This window comes from Candidiatus Paracoxiella cheracis (assembly GCF_049348705.1).
GTDB classification, from domain to species: domain Bacteria; phylum Pseudomonadota; class Gammaproteobacteria; order Coxiellales; family Coxiellaceae; genus Paracoxiella; species Paracoxiella cheracis.
On the sequence record NZ_CP186485.1, the window covers coordinates 831,106 to 855,095 of the forward strand.

21 protein-coding genes are annotated in these 23,990 nt (G+C 43.0%); 8 read left to right on the forward strand and 13 right to left on the reverse strand.

Annotated features, from left to right (window positions below; genetic code table 11):
• Positions 1 to 185 precede the first annotated feature (185 nt).
• The 8 genes from ACJMKR_RS04390 to ACJMKR_RS04425 form a co-directional block, all read right to left on the reverse strand.
• Entirely contained in the window at positions 186 to 383 is a 198-nt protein-coding gene (locus tag ACJMKR_RS04390) for a hypothetical protein (RefSeq protein ID WP_423063939.1), read from the reverse strand.
• 124 nt (positions 384 to 507) lie between these two features.
• The gene (locus ACJMKR_RS04395) at positions 508 to 1,686 is read right to left on the reverse strand and encodes an MFS transporter (RefSeq protein WP_423063940.1); all 1,179 of its coding nucleotides are present in this window, start codon (positions 1,684 to 1,686) and stop codon (positions 508 to 510) included.
• Positions 1,687 to 1,721: 35 nt separating this feature from the next.
• Entirely contained in the window at positions 1,722 to 2,186 is a 465-nt protein-coding gene (gene ybeY, locus ACJMKR_RS04400) for an rRNA maturation RNase YbeY (RefSeq protein ID WP_423063941.1), read from the reverse strand.
• On the reverse strand, positions 2,183 to 3,154 hold the full coding sequence (locus ACJMKR_RS04405; protein ID WP_423063942.1) for a PhoH family protein: 972 nt from the start codon (positions 3,152 to 3,154) through the stop codon (positions 2,183 to 2,185). Before ACJMKR_RS04405 ends, ybeY begins: the two co-directional genes overlap by 4 nt.
• Before the next feature lie 60 nt (positions 3,155 to 3,214).
• Positions 3,215 to 4,552, reverse strand: coding sequence for a tRNA (N6-isopentenyl adenosine(37)-C2)-methylthiotransferase MiaB (miaB, locus tag ACJMKR_RS04410; protein ID WP_423063943.1), 1,338 nt, complete (start codon positions 4,550 to 4,552; stop codon positions 3,215 to 3,217).
• A gap of 90 nt (positions 4,553 to 4,642) precedes the next feature.
• Positions 4,643 to 5,047, reverse strand: a complete 405-nt coding sequence (locus tag ACJMKR_RS04415; RefSeq protein WP_423063944.1) for a hypothetical protein — start codon at positions 5,045 to 5,047, stop codon at positions 4,643 to 4,645.
• Positions 5,048 to 5,178: 131 nt separating this feature from the next.
• Positions 5,179 to 6,834, reverse strand: a complete 1,656-nt coding sequence (locus ACJMKR_RS04420; protein WP_423063945.1) for an APC family permease — start codon at positions 6,832 to 6,834, stop codon at positions 5,179 to 5,181.
• Positions 6,835 to 7,246: 412 nt separating this feature from the next.
• Complete coding sequence (locus tag ACJMKR_RS04425) at positions 7,247 to 7,369, reverse strand: hypothetical protein (RefSeq protein ID WP_423063946.1); 123 nt, start codon at positions 7,367 to 7,369, stop codon at positions 7,247 to 7,249.
• Positions 7,370 to 7,598: 229 nt separating this feature from the next.
• On the opposite strand from ACJMKR_RS04425, the gene ACJMKR_RS04430 reads away from it, so the two are divergent.
• The 5 genes from ACJMKR_RS04430 to ACJMKR_RS04450 are packed head-to-tail and all read left to right on the forward strand — an operon-like array spanning position 7,599 to position 15,535.
• Positions 7,599 to 8,987: a leucyl aminopeptidase family protein gene (locus tag ACJMKR_RS04430; protein ID WP_423063947.1), complete on the forward strand. Its 1,389-nt coding sequence runs from the start codon at positions 7,599 to 7,601 to the stop codon at positions 8,985 to 8,987.
• Between the two features lie 6 nt (positions 8,988 to 8,993).
• Positions 8,994 to 11,402 carry an acyl-CoA dehydrogenase gene (locus ACJMKR_RS04435; protein WP_423063948.1) on the forward strand — a complete coding sequence of 803 codons (2,409 nt, stop codon included), beginning with the start codon at positions 8,994 to 8,996 and terminating at the stop codon, positions 11,400 to 11,402.
• Position 11,403: 1 nt separating this feature from the next.
• A complete protein-coding gene (locus tag ACJMKR_RS04440) occupies positions 11,404 to 12,690 on the forward strand; it encodes an acetyl-CoA C-acetyltransferase (RefSeq protein WP_423063949.1) in 1,287 nt (428 codons plus the stop codon).
• Positions 12,691 to 12,740: 50 nt separating this feature from the next.
• On the forward strand, positions 12,741 to 14,777 hold the full coding sequence (locus ACJMKR_RS04445; RefSeq protein WP_423063950.1) for a 3-hydroxyacyl-CoA dehydrogenase NAD-binding domain-containing protein: 2,037 nt from the start codon (positions 12,741 to 12,743) through the stop codon (positions 14,775 to 14,777).
• Complete coding sequence (locus ACJMKR_RS04450; protein WP_423063951.1) at positions 14,774 to 15,535, forward strand: hypothetical protein; 762 nt, start codon at positions 14,774 to 14,776, stop codon at positions 15,533 to 15,535. The genes ACJMKR_RS04445 and ACJMKR_RS04450 overlap by 4 nt, the downstream gene beginning before the upstream one ends.
• On the opposite strand, the gene ACJMKR_RS04455 is transcribed toward ACJMKR_RS04450, so the two are convergent.
• Entirely contained in the window at positions 15,494 to 16,639 is a 1,146-nt protein-coding gene (locus ACJMKR_RS04455; RefSeq protein ID WP_423063952.1) for a competence/damage-inducible protein A, read from the reverse strand. The two genes, ACJMKR_RS04450 and ACJMKR_RS04455, sit on opposite strands and share 42 nt — an antisense overlap.
• On the reverse strand, positions 16,627 to 16,962 hold the full coding sequence (fdxA, locus tag ACJMKR_RS04460; protein ID WP_423063953.1) for a ferredoxin FdxA: 336 nt from the start codon (positions 16,960 to 16,962) through the stop codon (positions 16,627 to 16,629). Before fdxA ends, ACJMKR_RS04455 begins: the two co-directional genes overlap by 13 nt.
• 84 nt (positions 16,963 to 17,046) lie before the next feature.
• Here fdxA and ACJMKR_RS04465 point away from each other — a divergent pair, with 84 nt between their 5' ends.
• Complete coding sequence (locus ACJMKR_RS04465) at positions 17,047 to 17,283, forward strand: BolA family protein (RefSeq protein WP_423063954.1); 237 nt, start codon at positions 17,047 to 17,049, stop codon at positions 17,281 to 17,283.
• A gap of 3 nt (positions 17,284 to 17,286) precedes the next feature.
• Complete coding sequence (gene grxD, locus ACJMKR_RS04470) at positions 17,287 to 17,604, forward strand: Grx4 family monothiol glutaredoxin (RefSeq protein WP_423063955.1); 318 nt, start codon at positions 17,287 to 17,289, stop codon at positions 17,602 to 17,604.
• Here grxD and ACJMKR_RS04475 read toward each other — a convergent pair.
• Together ACJMKR_RS04475 and ACJMKR_RS04480 are read right to left on the reverse strand one after the other, a co-directional pair.
• Positions 17,581 to 17,733: a hypothetical protein gene (locus ACJMKR_RS04475; protein WP_423063956.1), complete on the reverse strand. Its 153-nt coding sequence runs from the start codon at positions 17,731 to 17,733 to the stop codon at positions 17,581 to 17,583. The genes grxD and ACJMKR_RS04475 overlap by 24 nt on opposite strands.
• A gap of 228 nt (positions 17,734 to 17,961) precedes the next feature.
• On the reverse strand, positions 17,962 to 18,156 hold the full coding sequence (locus ACJMKR_RS04480; RefSeq protein WP_423063957.1) for a CBU_0585 family protein: 195 nt from the start codon (positions 18,154 to 18,156) through the stop codon (positions 17,962 to 17,964).
• 97 nt (positions 18,157 to 18,253) lie between these two features.
• On the opposite strand from ACJMKR_RS04480, the gene ACJMKR_RS04485 reads away from it, so the two are divergent.
• On the forward strand, positions 18,254 to 21,745 hold the full coding sequence (locus ACJMKR_RS04485; RefSeq protein ID WP_423063958.1) for an FAD-dependent oxidoreductase: 3,492 nt from the start codon (positions 18,254 to 18,256) through the stop codon (positions 21,743 to 21,745).
• A 546-nt stretch (positions 21,746 to 22,291) separates the two neighbouring features.
• Here ACJMKR_RS04485 and ACJMKR_RS04490 read toward each other — a convergent pair.
• On the reverse strand, positions 22,292 to 23,737 hold the full coding sequence (locus ACJMKR_RS04490) for a transposase (protein WP_423063959.1): 1,446 nt from the start codon (positions 23,735 to 23,737) through the stop codon (positions 22,292 to 22,294).
• Positions 23,738 to 23,990 lie beyond the last annotated feature (253 nt).

A 23,990-nucleotide genomic window follows, 5' to 3' on the forward strand; every position in this document is an offset into this window, starting at 1 on the left:
CAACATTCCTTTAATGAAAGAGGGGTCTCTTTCGTAGTCATTTACTGCTGTATCTTCCATAGACTAGCGAGCCTTCTCATCAATGGCGTCACCGTAATACCGAATGGGATCTCTATAGATATTACGACACCGTGTTCTAGGGATAAAAAATGTGAGTAAAAATGCTATAAATAATGCCAGTGGTATTATGAATAAGGCGAATCGATAATCTTGTGTTGTGTAAAAGGGGATGCCCGTAGCTGTTTTCGTTCCTGTCCAATGCAGCTCAAGTAAATAACCAACGATGCGCGCCATGGAGAGCGAAGCGAAGGCGCGTATTCCGCGGTAGGCTCGGATTTTTTGCCGAGCGTAAGCGACTGCAAAAAATCTTTACGAGCCGTCAAGTCATTTGAGAGCCCGTGCGTAGTCGAGCCGTGAGGTCGCGGAGCGCGGGCGACGAGGACGTCCGCGGCTATTTAAGTTGTCGCGTATTGCGAGTCGAGTATTGACAGGGATGGCAATAATCTATCACGAGCATCGCGACACGCTTGTTAAAGGTTGAAAGATGGCGGCGCTGAGCGTCACAATAAAATTGGTTGTTGCAGTGGAGATGCCTGTCGAACGGGGCGGACTGATTTCTCGAGCGATAGCAAATACTAACGCTTCGAGCCCCGCAAAAAGGCCTAATAAAAATAACAATATAAAAACAGTAACTGCAGATAAGCTGCCCATATAAATTAGCAATAATGATATGGCTGTGGTTGCTAGAGTACCGATAAACATTGGTAGACGTCGGCTACGAATAGCATCCGAAAACCAGCCTGCTAAGGGGCTGCCAATCGCAGTACCAATAAAGATTAAGGAAGCGGCGGTGGCACCCTCAGCGGCTGCCAAATTATAACTATGAATCAGAAATGCGACACCCCATAACGATGCAAACACAGACACGGGTGTAAAAAGAAATGCTCCCACAACGCCATTCACCCAAAATCGCCACATTTTTACGAGGCCTAATAGACGTCCCCCGGTGCGACGCCAAGTATGATAGCTTCTTGGCATGCGAACCATCCAAGTGGGTCTGTCGCGCACAACAAGGAAAATTAACACAGCGAGAATGAAGCCAATAATGGAAGTAATAAAAACAGAATCACGCCAGCCAAGCTTGACGACCATGCGCGATAAAACGGTGTCGGCAGAGATGGCTCCAAGCACGCCAAAACTGGTGGCAAGGCCGCTAAAAAAGGCAAAATATTTTTTAGGTAACCACACCGCTGCAAGTTTTAAGGCGGCAATAAAGGCAAATGCTGAGCCGATGCCCATCAATGCACGCCCGATGAAGGCTGCCGTCAAATTGAGAAAAGCGGCAAAGATTAACGTGCCGACGGCACATAATAATGCTGATAGTGTCAATGTCCATTTAATACTGTATTTATCGACAACAACGCCGGAAGGAAGCTGTAACGGGGTATAAGCGTAATAATAAAAAGCAGAAATAAAGCCGATTTCGGTAGCACCAACACCGTATTGTTTCATGAGCGGCTGAATCATGACACTGGGAGTGACGCGTAAAAAGAAATCGTAAAAATAAAATATGATGGCGAGTAAACAAATGATCCAGGGAATGAGTGTTCCTTTGAGAAAGGTGGGATCACGCACACCTTCCATTGCTAAATGATCGTTTTCATCGATAAAGGCTAGCCTTGTCATTCATTTTGACGGGGTCATTATAGCATGATACAAGCCTACTCGTAAGGGTTGTTATAGCCCAGTTTTTCCAAGATTTTAATTTCCAGCGCTTCCATCACCTCGGCATCTTCGTCATTTATGTGGTCATAGTTCAATAAATGCAAGACACCGTGGACGAGTAAATGTGCCCAGTGTGCTTCGGTTTGTTTATGTTGTGCGTTGGCTTCTTGTAAAACGAGTGGAGCGCAGATGGCTAAATCGCCGAGTGAGTCGGAAATAAATCCAGGGATGGGATCATCTGGAAACGACAAAATATTTGTCGGGCCTTTTTTCTGACGATACGTTTGATTGAGTGATGCACTTTCTGCTTCATCAATGATACGGATCGTCAGTGATATTTTATTTTCATCCGTTGATTTTGGCACCATACTTAAGGTTTTTTGAGTCCATTGTGTGAATTGTGATAATGATGGAATTTCTTCAGACGTTGTATTATTTTGTAATTCAATAACAATACTCATGGAATATCTTGTTCTTCGTAGGCTTCGATGATGCGTTGCACGACAGGGTGTCGCACGATGTCATTGGATTTAAAAAAAGTGAATTGAATTTCTTCAATATCTTGTAACAAGGTAATGGCATGCCGTAGACCCGATTCTGTTTTTTTCGGTAAATCGGTTTGTGTAATATCACCGGTAATGACGGCTTTAGATCCAAAACCAATGCGCGTCAAAAACATTTTCATTTGTTCTTTAGTGGCATTTTGCGCTTCGTCTAAAATAATGAAAGAGTCATTTAGTGTGCGCCCGCGCATGAAGGCAAGCGGTGCAATTTCAATAATGCCTTTTTCTAGCATTTGATGGACTTTTGTGAGCCCCAACATTTCAAATAGCGCATCGTAAAGAGGACGTAAGTAGGGATCGATTTTTTGGGTGAGATCTCCTGGTAAATAACCCAAACTTTCACCTGCTTCCACAGCAGGGCGTGTTAGCACGATGCGAGTGACTTCTTCTTTATCTAATGCTGCGACAGCACTTGCCACAGCTAAAAATGTTTTACCGGTGCCGGAGGGTCCGATCGAAAAATTAATATCGTATTTTTGAATGGCTTTTAAATAATGCTGTTGATTTGGGGTACGTGGTTTTACACGCATTTCTTCAATATTTAATTGGAAACCGCCTAATTTTTCAGCTTTGGATTCGTCAGATTTTGTATAATCTGTAGCGCGTATGTGCATTAAAATTTGATTGGCAGTGATAGATCGTTTGTGAGCGGTGTCTTTATACAATTCTTTCAGGACTTCGCAAGCTTTATCAACGGAGTTTGGAATTCCAATAATGTTAAATTCGTTACCACGATTATTAATTTCAACACCCAGGTGGCGCTCAATTAAATGAAGGTTCTCGTCAAATTGTCCGCATAGTTTTGCTAGACGTGCGTTGTCGTCGGGAGTTAAAGTGATATGTCGGGTTGATTCAGAGGGTTCCAATAAGCTATCCTTTTTTAGTCACCTTGCCTCAAGGTTGAATGTTCCCGAGGCTTCCAGCAATTATATTACTTCACCAAACAACGAGTTGGGCCTTGCTTCTATGATTTTAATCGGCATTATGCTGCCGATCAATCTTTTATCGCCATCGAGAATTTCGGGTGGATAGAAGTTTACCACGCGATTATTTTCCGTGCGTCCACTCAGTTGCTTAGGATTCTTTTTTGCAGGGCCAGTGATCAGTACAGGTTGAATCGTTCCTACCATCGACTCGCTAATGTCCATCGCCTTAAGGTTAATTCGGTTTTGAAGAATCGCAAGGCGCTCTTTTTTCTTTTCGAGTGGGACATCATCAGGCAGTGAGGCGGCTGGAGTGCCAGGCCTTTTGCTATAAATAAAGCTGAAGGAATGATCAAAGCCAATGTCGTGAATTAAATTCATCGTTGCTTCAAAGTCTTCATCGGTTTCCCCGGGAAAGCCGACAATAAAATCGGAAGAGATGCTGATGTCTGGACGAACTTTTCGTAGTTTGCGAATTTTAGATTTAAATTCCAGTGCTGTGTAGTTTCGCTTCATGGCAGCGAGAACGCGATCGGATCCGCTTTGTACGGGTAAATGTAAGTGGTTCGCTAATTTGGGTTCTTCTGCATATGCTTGAATTAAATTATCGGAAAAGGCAGACGGATGCGAAGTCGTAAAACGAATTCGTTCAATCTCATCGATAGCCGCGACATAATGAATGAGTAGTGCTAAATCTGCAATTTGGCCGTCGTGCATTAATCCGCGATAATCATTGACGTTTTGACCCAATAATGTAATTTCACGAACACCTTGTTCGCTTAAACTGACAATTTCTGCAATGACGTCGTCAAACGGTCGACTGATTTCTTCACCACGTGTATAAGGCACGACGCAAAATGTGCAATATTTACTGCAGCCTTCCATGATCGATACAAAAGCCGTGGGACCTTCGGCTTTGGGTTCGGGCAAGCGGTCAAATTTTTCGATTTCGGGGAAAGTGATGTCGACTTTGGATCGCTTTGTATCGAGCACCTCATTTAACAATTCAGGTAGCCGATGGAGTGTTTGTGGGCCAAACACAATATCCACAAAGGGGGCGCGCTTGAGAATAGCATCACCTTCTTGGCTTGCCACACAGCCACCGACACCGATGACCACATTAGGGCGTTTCTCTTTAAACGGGCGCCAACGACCGAGCTCGGAAAAGACTTTTTCCTGAGCCTTCTCTCGCACGGAGCAGGTGTTTAACAAGATAACATCCGCCTGGTCGGGGGTGTTCGTCAGCTCCAGGCCATGAGAGGCTCTAAGCACATCCAACATCTTGGAGGAGTCGTACTCATTCATCTGGCAGCCGTGGGTTTTGATATAGAGCTTTTTCATCGGCGCATTCTATAACGCTCGCCTTTAGATTGCTAGTTAGCCATAAAAAAAGCCCACCGAAGTGGGCTTTGAAGTCTGTATCCAAAGAGTTTATTTAGCGGGGCAGGTTACTTTAAATGTAATGAAGCCTCCAACGGGTAGTGGGGCACGGTCACTGTTATTGATACATTGATAATGTGTGGTATTGGAAACTATATTTGGATTGGCACAACCCTGTTTAACACGTTGTTGGTCTTGGTGAAATTTGCTATTAGTGCTCACGGTAACAGTGGGTGGTTGTGAGGATTTTGAGCATGAAAAATAGAAGTCTTGGACACCGGAATTATCAACTGGGTCAATTTTTTTGGGGTAGAAAGCATCACAACTTGTTTGGTCACATGTATAACACTGTTGATTAGAATCATCAGGGCAATTTACAGTTTGAGAGCTTGAAGCCAGTGCAAAGACGGGCAGCGATAAACCCAGTAGAGCAAGAGCAGCAGGAAGTAATTTCATAGGCTATCTCCTCGTCAGTAGATAGCCCATATTATACCTGCAAGTATCTAGATTGGCTAGTAAACATCCCTATGCGCCTTCCTGGCATGATCTATTTTTATATAAAAATCAATTAATTATAAATCATTGCGCTAACTAATCAACCCGCGGTCGCTTTTTTCTACCGGCACGGTTGAAGGCACGCCAGTTTTGATTTCTTCTTCAAAGCGCTCCATGGTTTCTTCAACGTGTTTGTCAGTCGCTCGAAAACGAATGGCAAGAGAGAGGCACAATAGGCTGAGCAAGCCAAGATACAGAAAATCCCAGCCGAACGTGATTTTCCCAATACCGCCACCAAAGGAACCAAAATAAGAAATAAAATTGAGTCCAACCAAATAAGGCCATAACCACGTTGAAGCGCGCCAATTCATGTTCACACCACGAGGACGCTCTGAAAACAGTCGATAAATAATAAATAACAGGAAAGAAATAAATAAACTGAGTCCTAACTTAGACACGGTGGTCCATCCGGTCCAATAAACAATGAGTGTGCATACATAAAATCCGATGAAGCTCCACACATAAATAAGTGGTAATTTAAGGACGCGTTTGTGTTGCGGCAACTGATATCGTAACGATAAAGCACAAAGGGGACCGGTGATGTAAGATAAAGCGATAATGGATGACATAAATTCTGCCATCGCAAACCAACCATGAAACGGTAGGAAAAAAGTCATGCCAACAATAAAGTTTACAAACACGGCTTTTGCGGGAATGCCGCGCTCATTAACTTCTTGCAAAAATTTGGGTAGTTGACGATTGCTACTTAAACCATAGAGTGTTCTGGCTGCACTGGTACTATAAACCAAACCGGAGGCACTCGGTGTGATTAATGCATCGGCATACAATAATACAGCCATCCATACCACGCCCAAGCTCATGAGTAAGCCTGCAAAAGGACCAGCATCACCAATAAAATGAATATAGAGCCAACCTTTTGTTAAATTTGCGGGGGATAACGCACCAATGAAACTAATTTGTAAAAATAAATAAACGGACAAGACGATCACTAAGCTGCCGATAATGCCTACCAGCACAGTGCGTTCTGGATTTTTTGCTTCACCGGCCAATTCCACTGCTTGTTTAAAACCGTTGAAGGCAAACAAAATACCGCCCGTTGCCACGGCGGTAAAAACGCCTTTTATACCATTTGGCATAAAACCACCATAGGTGGGATTATGAAAATTATGTGAATGAAATGCTGTGCAAATTAATACGATTGCTGTCATAACAGGAATAATGAGTTTCCAGATTGAAAGAATATTATTGAGTTTGGTAATTAAGCGAATGGAATAAATATTAATCAGGCTGAAGATAATCATCATGCAAGTGGCCAGCATATATCCATAAATACTTAAGCCATGATACAGAGAACTGTGCGGTACTAATAAAGAAGGCCAATAATTTGCGGCATATTGCAGCACAGCTTGAACTTCAATAGGAGGGGCTGTCATCAAGCCAAACCACGTAATCCATCCAAAAAATAAACTCACAAAAGTACCGTGTGTTAATTGGGGGAAGCGTGTGCTGCCGCCGGTGAGCGGTAAAATTGTAGTGACTTCTGCGTAAGTAAAGGCGATGATGAGCACTAAAATTCCGCCTAAAATCCATGCTAAAATTGATGAGGGACCGGCAATTCTTGCGACAAAAAGAGCGCTAAATAACCATCCCGAGCCAATCATGGCACTCACTGCAGATAGCATTAAACCGATAGGTCCAATACCCCGTTTATAAGCATGAAGAGCCATAAAATCTCCTATTATTTAGAATTTAGGGTGACTTGCCGTTTTTGCGCAGTGATTGTAACTGCTAATGGAGGTGGGTTCAATTAGGGGATATGAAGTTCGATTTACAAGCTGCAAAAGTGTGCAACCCTTTAGTATAAATGTTGTTAATTCGTTTGGATGATTTCACCTCGATAGCAATTTCCTGGGCTAATTTTTCAACATCGTAATTAATGCTTTTAACTCAGGATATGCAGCAGCGAGCAATTTAAATCGAGTAAATTTGTCCATATAGGGAGTTGCATCCTGATATTTTTACCTGTCAAGGCAGATTATCTGGATGATTCGCCTTCTGAGGGAACATAACGAGATTTTTTTAAATTCTGGGGGGAGGCTATTCGTTTTGGCTGGCATTATTTCGTTTAAATTTCAACCACTATTTAAAAAAATCTACTTCCGATGCGCGCCATGGAGAGCGAAGCGAAGGCGCGTATTCCGCGGTAGGCTCGGATTTTTTGCCGAGCGTAAGCGACTGCAAAAAATCTTTACGAGCCGTCAAGTCATTTGAGAGCCCGTGCGTAGTCGAGCCGTGAGGTCGCGGAGCGCGGGCGACGAGGACGTCCGCGGCTATTTAAGTTGTCGCGTATTGCGAGTCGATTATTGACAGGGATGGCAATAATCTATCACGAGCATCGCGACACGCTTGTTTTACGGCCCATCTAGACTTTGGGGGTGGGCCCTGTTATATCATGTATATTATATATTGCTACTCAATAGGAGAGCTTGCAGTGTTAGAATGTTATACCCGTGTCAACGAACAACCTTCTATTCCCATCAAACCGGTTGTATCTTCTCAATATCAAGACTGGTTAAAAAAACAAGACGGCTTCATTCAGGCTTGGGTGAAGAACAGTGGTTTTACTGGTGACACCGACCAAATCTCTTTAGTGCCAACCGCTGAAGGTGATGTGCACTCGATATTAGTTGGTGTGACTGATTTAGATGATTTTTTGCAGTTTGGTGCATTGCCTGAGCAGTTGCCAGAGGGGCACTACCATTTTGATGAAACGCATTTTGAAAACGATGCCCAATTTCAACAGGCTTTTTTAGGCTGGGGATTGGGCGCTTATCAATTTAATGCCTACCGTGAACGTGCTCCATTGCGCGCAAAATTATTAATTCCTAAAGCGATTAATGCAGATCTTCTTGAAGATTGGGTCAGCACTATTTATTTAATCCGTGATTTAATTAACACACCCACTCAAGATATGGGTCCTCCTGAATTAGCCGAAGCAGTGATCAATGTTGGAAAAGAGTTTGATGCAAAAGTTAATCTTTTAGTTGGTGATGAATTAATAGAAGCTGGATTTTCTGCCATTCATACCGTAGGACGCGCAGGTAGTCGCCCCCCCTGTTTGATCGATTTGCGATGGGGTGATCCAAACGCACCAAAACTTACATTAGTGGGTAAAGGCGTTTGTTTTGATACCGGTGGCTTAGATATTAAAACATCAGACGGTATGTTCTTAATGAAAAAAGACATGGGGGGTGCAGCGCATGCGCTGGGTTTAGCCCGTATGATCATGTCACATGAATTACCGGTTTGTTTACGTTTATTAATTCCTGCTGTTGAAAATGCTATTGGCAGTGAAAGTTATCGACCTGGCGACGTTATTCAAACACGTAGCGGTGTCACCGTAGAAGTTACCAATACGGATGCCGAGGGTCGATTGGTGCTTTGCGATGCCATCGCCGAAGCAATTAGCGAAGATCCTGACATGTTAATGGATTTTGCAACGTTAACGGGTGCGGCACGGGTTGCATTGGGTGCAGATTTGCCGGCACTTTTTTGTAACAATAAAGAATTAGCGGAAGGCTTATTAGCATCGGCAGAAACTGTTAAAGATCCTGTTTGGCAGTTACCGTTATATCAACCATATCGTGTGTATTTAAATAGTGAGATTGCTGATATTACAAACCATGCCGTGCAATATCGAATGGCTGGATGTATTTTAGCCGCTCTTTTTTTGCAGCATTTTGTGTCGGATCAGATTCCGTGGGCTCATTTTGATTTATATGCATGGAATGGAGAAAAAAGGCCTGGACGGCCGGTAGGTGGTGAAGTATTTGCGCTGCGAGGTGTGTTTCATTATCTCCAAAATCGATTCAAGGATTAATGCGATATGTGGACATTTTTTGCTTGGTTACTATTAATTATTGGTATTTTTTCATTAATTTTTTATCAAGCACCTTCTAAAATTTGGATTCCACTTACAGCTATAATTTTATTAATTACCAGTACCGCATTGCCAATAGCGTTAATTATTATTTTTTGGCTCATCTGGTTTGTTTTGGCAATTTTATTGATATTTTCTAGTTTGCGACTCCGATTAATCACGCGTCCATTTTTACGTTGGTTTCGTCAACAGCAGCCAGCGCTATCGCAAGCAGAAATTGATGTTTTGGAAGCTGGTGGTGTTTGGTGGGAATCAGAATTTTTTACGGGTCATCCGAAATGGCAGCGACTGTTGAATGTGACGCCCGCAAAATTAACACAAAACGAACAAGCGTTTCTTGATAATCAAACCGAAACCTTATGCAGTATGTTACACCATTGGGATATCGAGCAAAATGATGACATGCCGCAAGCAGTATGGGATTTTATTAAAGAAGAAGGTTTTTGGGGATTGATTATCGATAAAAAATATGGAGGCCGTGGATTTTCTGCCGTGGCCCATTCAACCATTGTGGCTAAAATTGCCAGTCGTTCTATGGCTGCGGCGATTACTGTTATGGTGCCTAATTCTTTAGGTCCAGCAGAGTTTATTAGCCATTACGGCACAACGAAACAAAAACAACAATACTTGCCACGTTTAGCATCGGGTGAAGAAATCGGTTGTTTTGCGTTAACCTCGCCTGAAGCGGGTAGCGATGCCACGAGCATTTCGGATGTGGGCATTGTTTGCAAAGGTCAATATGAAGGCAAAGAAATAGTTGGTATTTGTCTCAATTTTGATAAACGGTATATTACATTAGCGCCGGTAACCACGTTAATTGCGCTCGCTTTCAAATTGCACGATCCCGAGCGTTTATTAGGTGAAGAAAAAAATATTGGTATTACCGTTGCACTAATTCCGGCAGAGACACCGGGTGTTGAAACGGGTCCTCGACACATACCATTAAATGTTCCATTCATGAATGGTCCCGTTCGTGGTAAAGATGTATTTGTGCCACTCGATTTTATTGCTGGCGGCCCTGACAATCGTGGCAAGGGATGGCAAATGATGATGGAGTGCTTATCGTTGGGTCGGGGGATATCGTTACCTGCGCTTGCAACAGGTGTGTCAGAATTATGTTTTCGAAGCAGTGGTGCTTATGCACAAATACGCCAACAATTTAAGCGTCCAATTGGGCAGTTTGAAGGTGTGTCGGAAGTGTTAGCACATATCGGCGGTTATACTTATTTATCAAATGCGACGCGTTTGTTTACAGCAGAGGCTGTAGATCGAGGCGCAAGGCCTTCAATTGCATCAGCCATTACGAAATATCAACTCACTGAGTTGGCCAGAAAAACGGTTAATCACGCGATGGACATTCACGCGGGTCGGGGAATTCAGATGGGTCCGCGAAATTATTTAGCCAGCATTTATCACGGTATACCGATTAGTATTACGGTGGAAGGCGCCAATATTCTAACGCGCAACTTAATCATTTATGGTCAAGGTGTGATGCGTTGTCATCCTTATTTGCGCGATGAATTGATGGCAGCAGAAAATCCGGATGACATCGTGCAAAATAAAAAATTTGATAAGCTGTTTTTATCTCATATTAATTTTGTATTGAGCCGAACATTTCGTGCTTTTATTTATGGAATCACCGGTGGCAAATGGATCAAGGTGAAAGAAAGTAGTTTAACCACAAAATATTTGCGACAAATGACGCGTATGAGTAATGCAGTAATTTTTGTAACCGATATTACGCTAGCGCTGATGGGATCCAAACTTAAATTGAAAGAATCCTTGTCGGGTCGCTTGGCTGATGTGTTGAGTTATCTGTATGCGGGCTCGGCAGTGGCAAAACTCTATGTCGATGATGGAAGACGAGCGGGAGATTGGCCTTTTGCCCAATGGGCACTTAGCTATTGTCTTTCACAAATTCAACGTTCATTCGATTCATTTTTTGAAAATTTTCCCTTTCATTGTATTGCTAAAATCATGCAGAGAATTATTTTTCCGTGGGGTCGCGCTTATTTACCACCCCATGATAAAATAAGTGCAGAAGTCGCAAAACTGATGCAGCACGACTCCGATGTGCGAGACCGCATGACGCGGAATTGTTATTTAGGTGGTACGGATGACGCGGTGGGTCTTATCGAAAAAACATTTCAATGCTTGGAAAATGTAAGACCTTTGCTGCTGAAGCTACAAAAAGCTGGAAAGGTAGCGGATCAAGATACTCTTGAGGCGCGCATCGCTGCGGCATTCCGCACGGGAATATTCACTGCCGAAGAATATGAGAAGTTGCAACAATTCTCGGCGCTTTATTGGGATGCATTGCAAGTTGATGAGTTTACGGATGACAAAAGGAAATAAGATGAGTCTAGAAAAACCTATTTATATTATTGATGGTTTGCGTACACCGTTTTTAAAATCACACCATCGACCGGGCCCTTTTTCAGCAGCAGATTTAGCGGTTTATGCCGGAAGAGCACTATTAAGTCGACAACCCTTTGAACCACAAAACTTAGATGAAGTTGTCATGGGTTGCATCATGCCGAGTGAAAATGAAGCGAACATCGGACGCATTATCGCGTTACGCTTGGGTTGTGGTGATCATATGCCCGGTTGGACGGTGCAGCGCAATTGCGGTTCAGGCATGCAATCCATCGACTCAGCACTCAAAGATATTGCATCAGGCCGCTGTGATTTAGTGTTAGCTGGTGGTACAGAAGCAATGAGTCGCGCACCTTTGCTTTTTAATAATAAAATGTTGCATTGGTTGGCGGATTGGCAGTCTTCAAAATCGTTGGGTGCAAAATTAAAAACGCTCGCAAAAATACGCCCTAATTATTTTTCTCCTATTATTGCATTAATTCGAGGCTTAACAGATCCGTTGTGCGAGCTTGGTATGGGGCAAACAGCCGAAATTTTAGCGTACAAATTTAATATTACACGAGAAGAAATGGATGCTTATTCTTTGAGAAGCCATCAACGGTTGGCTAAAGCTCAGGCTGAAGGGCACTTAAAAGAAGTAACTGCTATTTATGATGATCGTGGTAACGTTTACGAACATGATGATGGTGTTCGTCCCGATACCTCAATGGAAAAATTAGCGCGTTTAAAACCTTTATTTGATCGTAAATTTGGGTTGGTCACGGCCGGCAATAGTTCACAAGTAACTGATGGTGCAGCGATGGTTGTGATGGCAAGTGAACAAGCCGTCAAAAAATATTCGCTCCCCGTATTAGGGCGCATTGTCGATGTGGAGTGGGCTGCGTTGTCGCCAGCGATTATGGGGTTGGGCCCTGTGTATGCGACCACACCGATGCTAGCTCGCAACAATTTAAAAATAGATGATATTGAATACTGGGAAATTAACGAAGCTTTTGTAGCAACGGTATTGGCTTGTTTGAACGCATGGGAAAGCGATGACTTTTGTCGTGAACATTTAGGGTTGTCTCGTGCATTTGGCGAGATAGATCAAAGCCGTTTAAATATCGATGGTGGCGCAGTCGCTATTGGGCATCCTGTTGGCACTAGTGGCACACGAATTGTTTTGCATTTACTAGATATATTAAAACGTAAAAATGCTAAACGTGGTGTTGCAACTATTTGTATTGGAGGAGGGCAAGGGGGTGCTATGTTGTTGGAAAGGGATTAGAGGTTAGATTTCGATATCAGATGAGCATAATTCAGAAAAAAGGAATCAGTATGGCAGAGCAAAAGTATAAACATTGGAAAATGGAAACCGATGAAGATCGAATTTTATGGCTAACGATTGATCGAGCAGATGCGAAAGTTAATTCGATGAATCGGGAAGTATTTGCAGAATTCGATCATGTGCTCGACGATGTGGCGCAGCAAAATCCTGCCGGAGTAATTATTTTGTCGGGTAAAAATACAGGATTTATTGTGGGTGCAGATATTACGCAGTTTACGTCGCTCTCAAATACCGATGAAGCGTTTGATTTAATTCGTCAAGCCCAATTGGTGCTCGATAAATTAGAAGCGTTGCCGATGCCAACCGTTGCGATGATTAGTGGTTTTTGTTTGGGTGGTGGTTGTGAAGTAGCGTTAGCGTGTCGTTATCGCGTTGCAGAACATAACGATACAACTAAAATTGGGTTGCCAGAAGTTAAATTGGGCATACATCCGGGTTGGGGTGGAACAGTGCGATTGCCCCGATTAATTGGTGCACCTGCGGCTATGAAAATAATGCTACCTGGTTCTGCTGTTCCTGCGCGAGTTGCCGCAAAAATCGGTATCGTTGATGTTGCAGTGCCGATACGTCAGTTGAAACGTGCAGCGCGTTATTATGCGCTCCATCAACCAAAGCCTCACCAGCCTAAAGGTGTTGCAAAATATAGTAACGAAAGTTTTGTGAGACCCTTGCTCGGCAGATTGTTTTATAAAAATTTGGAAGCTAAAGTTAAAAAAGCACATTATCCCGCGCCGTATGCAATCGTGCATAACTGGATTAAAGAAGGCGTTGGAAAAAATGCGTATTTAACAGAAGCAAAATCAATTGCTGATTTATTGGTGACTGACACCAGTCGCAATTTAGTACGTGTATTCTTTTTGCAAAATAAACTTAAAGCCTTGGCTAAAGGTGTGAAATATGCACCGAAACATGTTCATGTGATTGGTGCTGGCACCATGGGTGGTGACATTGCAGCTTGGTGTGCATTGCGCGGTATTCGGGTGACAGTGCAAGATCAATCACCTGAAAGAATTGCACCCGCCATTAAGCGTGCTCATGCTTTGTATAAAGATAAATTAAAAGTGCCACGCTTGGTTCAAGCAGCGATGGATCGATTGGAGCCTGATGTGGAAGGGGTGGGGATTGAAAAAGCGGATCTTGTCATCGAGGCTATTTTTGAGAATTTAAAGGTAAAACAAGATTTATTTAAAAAAATTGAACCGCGATTAAAGCCGGATGCAATTTTAGCAACAAATACCTCCAGTATTCCGCTGGATGAAATTAACACGGTTTTAAAAAATCCCGAACGTTTAGTCGGAGTTCATTTTTTTAATCCGGTCGCTAAGATGCCTTTGATTGAGGTCGTGCGTGGCAAAAAAACATCGCAAGAAATTGCTGAAAAAGCTTTGGCTTTTGTCGGCAAGCTTGGAAAATTTCCACTGGCTGTTACGAGCAGTCCTGGCTTTTTAGTCAATCGTGTTTTAATGCCGTATTTATTAGAAGCGATGGTTTTGCTTGAAGAAAATAATTCGCCCCATGCTATTGATAAAGCGGCAACCGATTTTGGTATGCCGATGGGTCCGATTCGATTGGCCGATGCTGTAGGGCTTGATGTGTGTTTGTCGGTAGGAGAAAATTTGACGAGTTATTTTGGTGGCGAGGTGCCAGAACGATTGCGAGAAATGGTTAAGAATGGTTATTTGGGCGTGAAGAGCGGTCGTGGATTTTATGAGTATAAAAATGGTAAGCCAGAGAAAAAAATGCAGGGAGATGGTTCATCGGATCCCAATACCTGTAAGCGATTAATACTACGCATGTTAAATGAAGCTGTTGCTTGTTTGCATGAGAAGGTTGTTAGCGATGCTGATTTATTGGATGCAGGTATGATTTTTGGAACTGGATTTGCGCCGTTCCGTGGGGGTCCCTTAAATTATGCAAAAGCCAGAGGTGTTGTTACTATTGTGAAAGAATTAGAACGGTTTGCTAATCAGTATGGTGAGCGATTCAAACCTTACGCCGGATGGGCGCAACTGGAGAAAACAAAATGAATGTTTACCCTACAGAGTCAAAATCAATAACTCGCTTGATCAGCTATAGCTTTGCTAATTATGCTAAAGTGTTAAAAGCAATTATTCCATTGATTTTATTAGCAACGCTCGTAAAAGATATTTATATTTATTGGGGTGGGATGCCCAGTATTCAAATCATCCGAATGATCATTGTCATTATCTTGGTTATTTTAGAGATCTATTTTTGGTTGGCCGCTTTTTACAGCGCCAATGAAACCTTGAAAGGTGAACCGATGTCGGTGAAAGTGGTGTGTCGAACGGTTTATTATAAATGGTCTTCGATTTATGCGGGTGTATTTGCCTTTATTTTGGGATGCTGTGTGATATTTTTTGTTGGCTATTTAATTAGTGCTATTTTCATCGGAATTTTTCCCGATAAAACTTTGGTACGCGCCTTAAGTTATTTACTTTTAATTGGTATTCCATTAACAATCGGGATTGTCCTGTGTTTCTTTACGATTCCAATCTTAACGATAAATACAGTGAACATGATTTCCGCATTTCGGGAAAGCGTGCGACTGGTAGGCTATAAAAACTGGTTACAAACATTTTTGGCTTACGCGGCTATTCTTATTACCTTTCTGATCGTCTCGCCGGAGACAAGGCATGGTCATTGGTTACGTATGCATTATTTAAGTTTTTTATTTGATGCCGCCGTTTTTATTTTAGTAGCACCGTTAATTATTAATTTTATTTTATTTTTGTTGAATGACTTGCGTTTGCGACAAAAAGCGTAACAATTCCCAACAAATAATTTCGACGGCATAGTCGATGGATTGTTTGCCGCGGTTTGAGACTTTGGTGTCGATGGTGTCTTTTTTGTGATTGTGCTCAATTTGGATGGTTATGGGTAAGGGTACGCTTTGGTCTTTGTTTCCTTTCCAATAGCCTTCTAAACCCGTGACCGTGACTGCAATCGGTGGTTTTTCACCTTTGGAAGGTTCATGACAAAAATGAACACTATGCTGTGTGGTCGGTGCGTTGAGCGTGCTTTCTAATAAACCATGTGTGGCATTGTCAATGATAGTGATGTGTTGTTGTGTGGTTTCTAAATAGTGAAAAAATTGCTCTGAAGCTGTTTGTCTCGATTCGCTGATGAGTTTTGGTTTTAGTATTTCTGTAAACTGCTTGCTTAATTTTTCTAATGCTTTTTCATCTTCTGAGCGCAACTTTATTTCTAAATACGGATAATGTACGCGATAACCGAGAGCGCAGTTTGAGTTTGGCATTAGAGGCTCTAATTGTGCTGCAATACTACTTTCACTCGCACCCATCAATAACCATGAATTTTTATAAATTTTGTAAGCATAATTTTCTTCCAACAATCGTGGTAACACCGCTTCATTAAAAATGGGGAAACATTCGTTGGGTGGTCCAGGCAGCATAAAAATATCGTGATTTTTAAAGGATATATAACAAGCGGCGGCTGTTCCATTTGCATTGTAAATGGCATGAGAGCCTTCAGGTAACAGTGCTTGCTGACGATTAGTTTCTGGAATTTCCAAACCTTTGCTCGTGATTATATCCACAACCCATTGCCAGACTTGGTTATTAAAAATCAGTTCTACATCAAGAGCAGCCGCCAAAGCAAACCGTGTACGGTCATCCTCGGTGGGTCCCAAGCCGCCAATGGTGATTACTGCGTTATGGTCTTGCAATAAATAATGAATGGCAGATTCGATTTCTTTTTGGTCGTCTGAAACCACCACCTGTCGACCCGGTTGGATTCCGTTTTCAACGAGACGTTGGGCGAAATATTGGCTATTCGAGTTGAGAATGTCGCCATTGATAAGCTCATCACCGGTTGCGACGAAACCTACTCGTTTATTTACTTTTTCCATTCGCGTTCAAGGTATTGTAGTTTATTGGGTACTTCTGCCCACTCATCCGCATCGGATGGGGGCTCTTTTATCGAGGTAATAATCGGCCATTCTTTAGCAAGCTCTGCGTTGAGTGCTGTGAATGCATCTTTCCCTTCGGGGAGATCATCTTCGGCATAAATAGCATCAACTGGGCATTCTGGCACGCATAGGTTACAATCTATACACTCATCAGGGTCGATGACGAGCATGTTAGGCCCTTCCCGGAAACAATCAACGGGGCAAACTTCAACGCAGTCTGTATATTTGCACCGAATGCAGTTGTCGATAACGACGTAAGTCATGTACGATGGGCTCCTTAGTGACAAAGTGCTGAAAAGTAATGACAGGCACTAGTTTATCTTACCGCGAGGTGAAACAGAAGACAGATGATTACACCAGAGAATATTAAAAAGTGGATTGAATCCAATCTTGCAAATAGTCAAGTGCATGCTAATGGTGATGGTCACCATTTTGAAGCCATCGTGATTTGTCCTGAATTTGCAGGAAAAAATATGTTGGCTCGACATCGTATGGTGTATGATGCCTTAGGCGATCGAATGAAGGTAGATATCCATGCTTTATCTTTAAAAACATTGACGCCAGAAGAGTATGAAAAGAGGTAACTCATGAACATCCAAGATGAAATCAAAAAGCAAGTTGAAAGCCACCCGGTAGTTTTATACATGAAAGGCACGCCTGAATTTCCGCAATGTGGATTTTCTGGAGCGGTCGTGCAAATTTTGCGTCAATGCGATTGTGATTTTTTGAGTTTTAATGTATTGGAAGATCCTGAATTGCGTCAAGGCATTAAGGATTTTTCTAACTGGCCAACCATTCCTCAGCTTTATATTAATGGTGAATTTGTGGGTGGCAGCGATATCGTCGGTGAAATGTTTCAGAACGGCGAATTGCAAAAGATGTTAGAGCATATGAAAACTAAGTAACGCTTCTATAAAATAAATCACCACTAACGATGCGCGCCATGGAGAGCGAAGCGAAGGCGCGTATTCCGCGGCAGGCTGGGATTTTTTGCCGAGCGTAAGCGACTGCAAAAAATCTTTACGAGCCGTCAAGTCATTTGAGAGCCCGTGCGTAGTCGAGCCGTGAGGTCGCGGAGCGCGGGTGAGGAGGACGTCCGCGGTTATTTAAGTTGTCGCGTATTGCGAGTCGATTATTGACAGGGATGGCAATAATCTATCACGAGCATCGCGACACGCTTGTAAATAAGTTGAACCTGGGAGGTGGAGTCAATAAGCTTGCGCTCCGCTACAGCAAACTGCATGCGGAAACGATTCCCGACTTCAAAACTCCCAAATATCCTTTTTCTTCTTTTCAACGATCGCATGGTCGCGTAGCTTGTAGAGGCGTTTGTACTTGTTAATTTCTGCATCTTGCGAGGCAGATTTAGGGTGGGTGCGATTGAATTCAGCCAGTTTCTTGTCGATTTTGCTGACGAAGTTTTTCTCGGTTTTTTGATGGTGTTTCTTTATAAACATGGGCCTTCTCGATACAATGCTTACAGGCGAATAATTATATCGCGAATTTTGTGCTAGCGAAACTCGCGATTGATAAAATGAAATAGGCCATTTTTCTATGCCAACACCTCAATTGAAGTTAAAAGGCTTTACCTTCCAGGCGCTTTTCACGCCAGATGGCCTTAAAGAGCTGGATCAGACTTTTCTCAATAGCTTGCGTGAAGTGGATGAGCTTCTGCATGGTCAATTATTAAACTATCGTCGGGGGCTGGAATTCAGCCCTATCGAACTCAGTGAGTTGATCATTCAATGTGCACCTGTGCTTGAAGCATTTATTGCCGAGCTGTTTATCATTGAAGATGCTGTCGCTAGGTTGCAAGCAGCAACACTGAGCAACGATCCTATTTTCGCATTCAAAAAATACTATGTCTTACGTGAAGCTCGACGTGCCTTGAGAAAATCAGATCAGCTACCTGAATTTTCAGAGTTAGATCAATGGGTAAGCCTCCATTTGAAAGAAAGAAAGTTAGATAGTGACGATCGTGAGTTGGCTGTAGCGACATGGGGCCAGCAATTGCTGTCGGATCCCAAAACCAATCAATTAGAAATAGAGCGCTTGGTTCAGTGGTGTGTTGCCGCAGTGACTCAGAAAGCAGGGCGGCAAGCCGTCAAACAGTGGGAGATTTTTCATTGTCCGGAACATTTAAACTATGCGAATCTCGTCAAAACTTTGCCAGTAGCCGATGATCCTATCGGCCGACTCGAAGGTCCACAAGAGCACTTCCGTTATCGCGATGGTTTTTGCTTGACCGATCATCGCATGACTGAGCGACAAGCATTAGACCAAATTCACTATTGTGTTTATTGCCATAAGACGGATGGTGATTTCTGTTCAAAAGGATTTCCGGTTAAAAAAGGAAAGGCAGAGCAAGGTCTTAAGATTAATCCTTTAGGTGACACCTTAACAGGATGTCCCTTGGATGAAAAGATTTCCGAGATGCATGTGCTGAAAAAAAATGGTTATGGTATCGGTGCCTTGGCAGCTATCATGATTGACAATCCCATGTGTCCGGTGACAGGGCATCGCATTTGCAACGATTGTATGAAAGCCTGCATCTATCAAAAGCAAGAACCTGTTAATATTCCGCAAACTGAGACAAGAATTTTAACGGATGTCTTAGATTTACCTTGGGGCGTGGAGATTTATGATTTACTGACACGTTGGAATCCGCTGCGATCGGATCAGTTTGTTGCAAAGCCTTATAACGGTAAAAAAGTATTAATTATGGGGATGGGCCCGGCTGGATTTACACTGGCGCATCATTTACTCATGGAAGGGTTTGCCGTGGTGGGTACAGAGGGTTTGAAAATTGAGCCCTTATCCAAAGAATTAATTGAGCAACCGATTCACCGTTATGATGATTTAAAAGAGCGGTTGGATAACCGTGTCACGGCCGGCTTTGGTGGTGTGGCGGAATACGGCATTACCGTTCGCTGGGATAAAAACTTCCTAAAATTAATTTATATTAGTTTAATGCGGCGCCCTTATTTTCAAGTATTTGGAAGCATTCGTTTTGGTGGTACATTAACTGTAGAAGATGCTTGGACTTTAGGATTTGATCATTTAGCGGTTGCTGTGGGTGCGGGTCTTCCCCGCGAGCTAAGTATTCCGCACAGCTTGGCACCGGGTATGCGACAAGCTAACGATTTTTTAATGGCATTGCAGTTAACGGGTGCAGGAAAGGCGTCAAGCCTTGCGAATTTGCAAGTTCGCCTGCCGGCGATTGTTATTGGTGGCGGTTTAACGGCGATCGATACCGCGACGGAGGTACAAGCGTATTATATTACACAGATAGAAAAAATTCTAAAACGATATCAAGTGCTTGTTAAATATTTTGGAGAAGATACTGTAAGATCTCGTTTTGAATCTCCTTCGCTTGGAATTCTCGATGAATTTTTACAACACGCCCAAACAGTCGTAGCAGAACGACAACTTGCCAAGCAAGAAAATCGTGAACCTAACTTTATTAAATTGATTCGAGGATGGGGTGGGGTAACAGTTGCCTATCGTCGCACGATGCAAGAGTCGCCTGCGTACAAACGTAATCACGAAGAAATGATTAAGGCCTTAGAGGAAGGTATTTATTATGCCGAAGGGTTAGAGCCAAAAGCTGCAAAATTAGATGAATATGGTCGAGTCGCTGCCTTGGTGTGCCAATGGCGCGTGATGGATGAAGAAGGCGTGTGGATGGCGACAGATGAAGAGCAAACATTACCGGCACGATCGATTTTTGTGGCAACGGGTGCGAGACCAAATATCGCTTATGAATACGAACATCGCGATACTTTTTTGCGTGATGGATTTAATTACGAACGTTTTGAATATGTTGATAATGAACTAAAGCCAGTGCACGAGATGGGTAATTGTAAAATGACAGACTTTGGTCCCTTTACAAGTTATGAAAAGGGTGATCACAAAGTCACATTTTTAGGCGATACGCATCCTATTTTCCATGGCAGTGTAGTGAAAGCCATTGCTTCGGCAAAGCGCTCTTTTCCAAAAATAATCAAATCAATATTGAAAAATAGTAATGTAATAGGTGATGTTAAAGAGTATCAAAAATTCCGCCAGCAGATGGCAGGCATGTTTCAAGCTAAAGTTATTTCAGTCAGACGTCACTCACCTAACAGAGTGGAGTTAAAAGTACGAGCCCCCATGCCAGCACGTAACTTTCGCCCGGGTCAATTTTTTCGCTTACAAAATTACGAATGCTTGGCGCCGATTATTGGTGATACGCGATTGCAAACAGAAGCTATGGCCATGGTGGGTGCAAAAAATCGTGAGGAACCCGATATCATAAATTTGATGATCATAGAACGTGGTGCGAGTTCACGATTAGTCGCTACGTTTCAGCCGGGGCAGCATATTTCAATGATGGGCCCGACGGGCTGTTGGAGCAAGTTTCCCGACGGAGAACACAAAACCGTGATGATTATTGGTGGCACGATGGCAGCGGGGCACTTGCGTTCTTTAGGTCCTGCCTTGCATGAACGAGGTCATCGTGTTTTTTATGTGGCTTGCATGCGCTCTGCCGATGAACTGTATTGTAAAGAGGAGTTGGAGCAAGCGGCTGATATTATTTTATGGTTAACGGAATCCGGCGAATTGGTAAAGCCTGGCCGAGCGCAAGATGCTTCTGCCAGCGGTGAATTGATTACTGCGCTGCGTGATTATGTGCCCCTCTTATTAAAAGAAGTGTCCCAAGTTATTGTTGTGGGCTCTACTAATATGATAAGGCGAGTTCAGCAATCTCGATCAGGAATTCTCAAAGATTATTTTTCACCCGGCACAGAATTCATTACCTCAGTCTATGGGCCGATGCAGTGCATGTTGAAAGGAGTGTGTGCGCAATGCTTGCAATGGCAAATTGATCCAGCGACTGGCAAACGTACCAAAGCCGTTTATGCCTGTTCGTGGCAGCATCAGCCGCTTGAGAAGGTAGATATAGGTAATATTGATGAGCGTTTGGACCAAAATCGCACCCAAGAAAGACTTGCCGATTTGTGGTTAGATTATTTATTTGATAATTATGAGATTTCCAGGGTTTAGCGGTTGGCTAGTCAATTGGATTGCTGAGCTGGGATGTCAGTTTGCTTGTAAGGAATTTCGATTGCTTGGCTAGCCGAGTTTGGGGTTACTGTTTTTCGGGAATCGCCATCCTTGGCTGCTAAGTACTTCCATGGTATTGGACTTTGGATAAATAAAATCCCTTGCCAGTTAGGACAATAATCAAAAAATGTGAGTTTCTAAATCTTAAGCTGTTTTTTGCAGCAATTCGTAGAATTTCTCAGGTGTAAAATTTATTTTATCCAACCATGATTTTACTATCCCAATCAAATCCTCTATTTTTTCAGGGTCTGAGTTTTGCGTCTTTTCTTCAGTCCTCTGAATCGTTCGATGCGCGCCATGGAGAGCGAAGCGAAGGCGCGTATTCCGCGGTAGGCTCGGATTTTTTGCCGAGCGTAAGCGACTGCAAAAAATCTTTACGAGCCGTCAAGTCATTTGAGAGCCCGTGCGTAGTCGAGCCGTGAGGTCGCGGAGCGCGGGCGACGAGGACGTCCGCGGCTATTTAAGTTGTCGCGTATTGCGAGTCGATTATTGACAGGGATGGCAATAATCTATCACGAGCATCGCGACACGCTTGTTAATTTTTGAGTTGCTATTTTTGAAAATAGCAGGATGTCGCGTGCGTTTCCCCTGCGTATCACCTTTGGTTCTGCCTTGCGGATTACCGCGTGGTTTGCAGAGATTAGCAGGCGTGCCAACGGTATCAAGCACCGTAGAAAAACCCCGTTGCGTTTGTGAAGGGGTCGCAGTTATTGATGGTTTTTCGTTATCCACTTGGAAGCTCGGCAAATACCGCTCCCATTTTTTCGGTAAAATCGGGGCAAGATTCCTCGCTAGATAAAGTTGCGTATACGCTAATGCTGTCATCCGCCACCAATCTTCTTCGTGCTTAACATCCGGTGTTTGGTATCGGTCAAATAACAGTTTGTCTTTACCAAAACGAAAGTAGTGTTCAATGTCATAGCGTCTATCGTAATAGTGATAGGCTTCTAATGCTGTGATTTCATTACGTCGTTCACCAGCGAGTCCTAACCAGAGTGGATTTTTATATAAAGATTTACCGTTAGCATCAACCGCAACCAATTGCACAACAGTAACAGGATGCTCATATCCTTTAAATTGCTTTGAACCACGCAGGAATTGGTCACGCCATATTTTAATCTCCAATTGGTAAGTTTTGCCACTGCGGGTTGTAATGGGTTGCTGCACAATCTCATCGGATTCACGGTGAGTCGTGCTGTCGTTTAGTTTCATCGCATCACCATAGCGTTTTATACTTCCTGAGGTATTATCTTCTATTGATGCGGGCGCGAAAACATTACGGGTACTGTTAAAACGGAAAAGATGTACCCAATTGGGATTTTCGCTAACCAGTTTACGGCAAGCTTCTGTACCATATTTTGAATCAGCCACGCTAACCACCAATTTATGAGTAAGCGCTAAGTCTGCAATACAACGGTTAATTTGCTGCATCCCAACTACATTGCCTTTTTCATCGCTTTTAACGCGCCTCGTATCCAGTGGAACTAACCAATGCTTTTCTTGAGCTGCACCATCATTGGGCAATAGTGATACCGTTGAATATTCATGTCCAATGGTAATCGGTTTGTTACCCGGTGCTGGATTAGGGCTGTAAACCACATGGCGATCTTCAACACAGTGTGCACTTTGACGCGACTGTGGTGTCGTATCCGCAATAATGATCACACGGTCATCGCTATGACTCACATGTTCATATTGTATTTTCATCATGCTATCCCAACAATTTGCTACCGACAAACCATCGCTAATCGCATCGGTAATACTACTGTATTCACGTTCAAAGTATGGCGATTCACATAATTCTATGGGTGTTTTGCAGCGATGGCCATGGCTTGAAAGGGCATCGAGTAAATTCATATTGGCATCGCGTCGCGCGGGGAAGATGTTGTAGAGGAATGTACGGAATTGTTTTAGTTTTTCTGTCGCTAACATCGTTTGTTCCTTATTTTATTTTTTCGAACAAACGTTGTTTACAACGTAAAATTTTTTTTCGGTTTCTATGTCAAGCAATTTTTAATTATTTTTATAAATTTATCCAAAGTCCAAATGGTACTTACGCCCGAAAAACAGTAACCCTAAACTCTCTGCCGCAATCGAAATTCCGTATCAGTCTCTGACACCTAACACTTAACTCCTAATCTAGGATATAATCTCTGCCAACTGGGCCAATCAGAAGGAAATTGAA

What these genes read in the sequence shown, in the direction of transcription:
- fdxA (WP_423063953.1), bottom strand. Translation starts at nt 16,962, where the DNA reads ATGACTTACGTCGTTATCGACAACTGCATTCGGTGCAAATATACAGAC.
- ACJMKR_RS04490 (WP_423063959.1), bottom strand. Translation starts at nt 23,737, where the DNA reads ATGTTAGCGACAGAAAAACTAAAACAATTCCGTACATTCCTCTACAAC.
- grxD (WP_423063955.1), top strand. Translation starts at nt 17,287, where the DNA reads ATGAACATCCAAGATGAAATCAAAAAGCAAGTTGAAAGCCACCCGGTA.
- ACJMKR_RS04435 (WP_423063948.1), top strand. Translation starts at nt 8,994, where the DNA reads ATGTGGACATTTTTTGCTTGGTTACTATTAATTATTGGTATTTTTTCA.
- ACJMKR_RS04420 (WP_423063945.1), bottom strand. Translation starts at nt 6,834, where the DNA reads ATGGCTCTTCATGCTTATAAACGGGGTATTGGACCTATCGGTTTAATG.
- ACJMKR_RS04415 (WP_423063944.1), bottom strand. Translation starts at nt 5,047, where the DNA reads ATGAAATTACTTCCTGCTGCTCTTGCTCTACTGGGTTTATCGCTGCCC.
- ACJMKR_RS04440 (WP_423063949.1), top strand. Translation starts at nt 11,404, where the DNA reads ATGAGTCTAGAAAAACCTATTTATATTATTGATGGTTTGCGTACACCG.
- miaB (WP_423063943.1), bottom strand. Translation starts at nt 4,552, where the DNA reads ATGAAAAAGCTCTATATCAAAACCCACGGCTGCCAGATGAATGAGTAC.
- ACJMKR_RS04465 (WP_423063954.1), top strand. Translation starts at nt 17,047, where the DNA reads ATGATTACACCAGAGAATATTAAAAAGTGGATTGAATCCAATCTTGCA.
- ACJMKR_RS04455 (WP_423063952.1), bottom strand. Translation starts at nt 16,639, where the DNA reads ATGGAAAAAGTAAATAAACGAGTAGGTTTCGTCGCAACCGGTGATGAG.
- ACJMKR_RS04485 (WP_423063958.1), top strand. Translation starts at nt 18,254, where the DNA reads ATGCCAACACCTCAATTGAAGTTAAAAGGCTTTACCTTCCAGGCGCTT.
- ACJMKR_RS04445 (WP_423063950.1), top strand. Translation starts at nt 12,741, where the DNA reads ATGGCAGAGCAAAAGTATAAACATTGGAAAATGGAAACCGATGAAGAT.
- ACJMKR_RS04395 (WP_423063940.1), bottom strand. Translation starts at nt 1,686, where the DNA reads ATGACAAGGCTAGCCTTTATCGATGAAAACGATCATTTAGCAATGGAA.
- ACJMKR_RS04450 (WP_423063951.1), top strand. Translation starts at nt 14,774, where the DNA reads ATGAATGTTTACCCTACAGAGTCAAAATCAATAACTCGCTTGATCAGC.
- ACJMKR_RS04480 (WP_423063957.1), bottom strand. Translation starts at nt 18,156, where the DNA reads ATGTTTATAAAGAAACACCATCAAAAAACCGAGAAAAACTTCGTCAGC.
- ybeY (WP_423063941.1), bottom strand. Translation starts at nt 2,186, where the DNA reads ATGAGTATTGTTATTGAATTACAAAATAATACAACGTCTGAAGAAATT.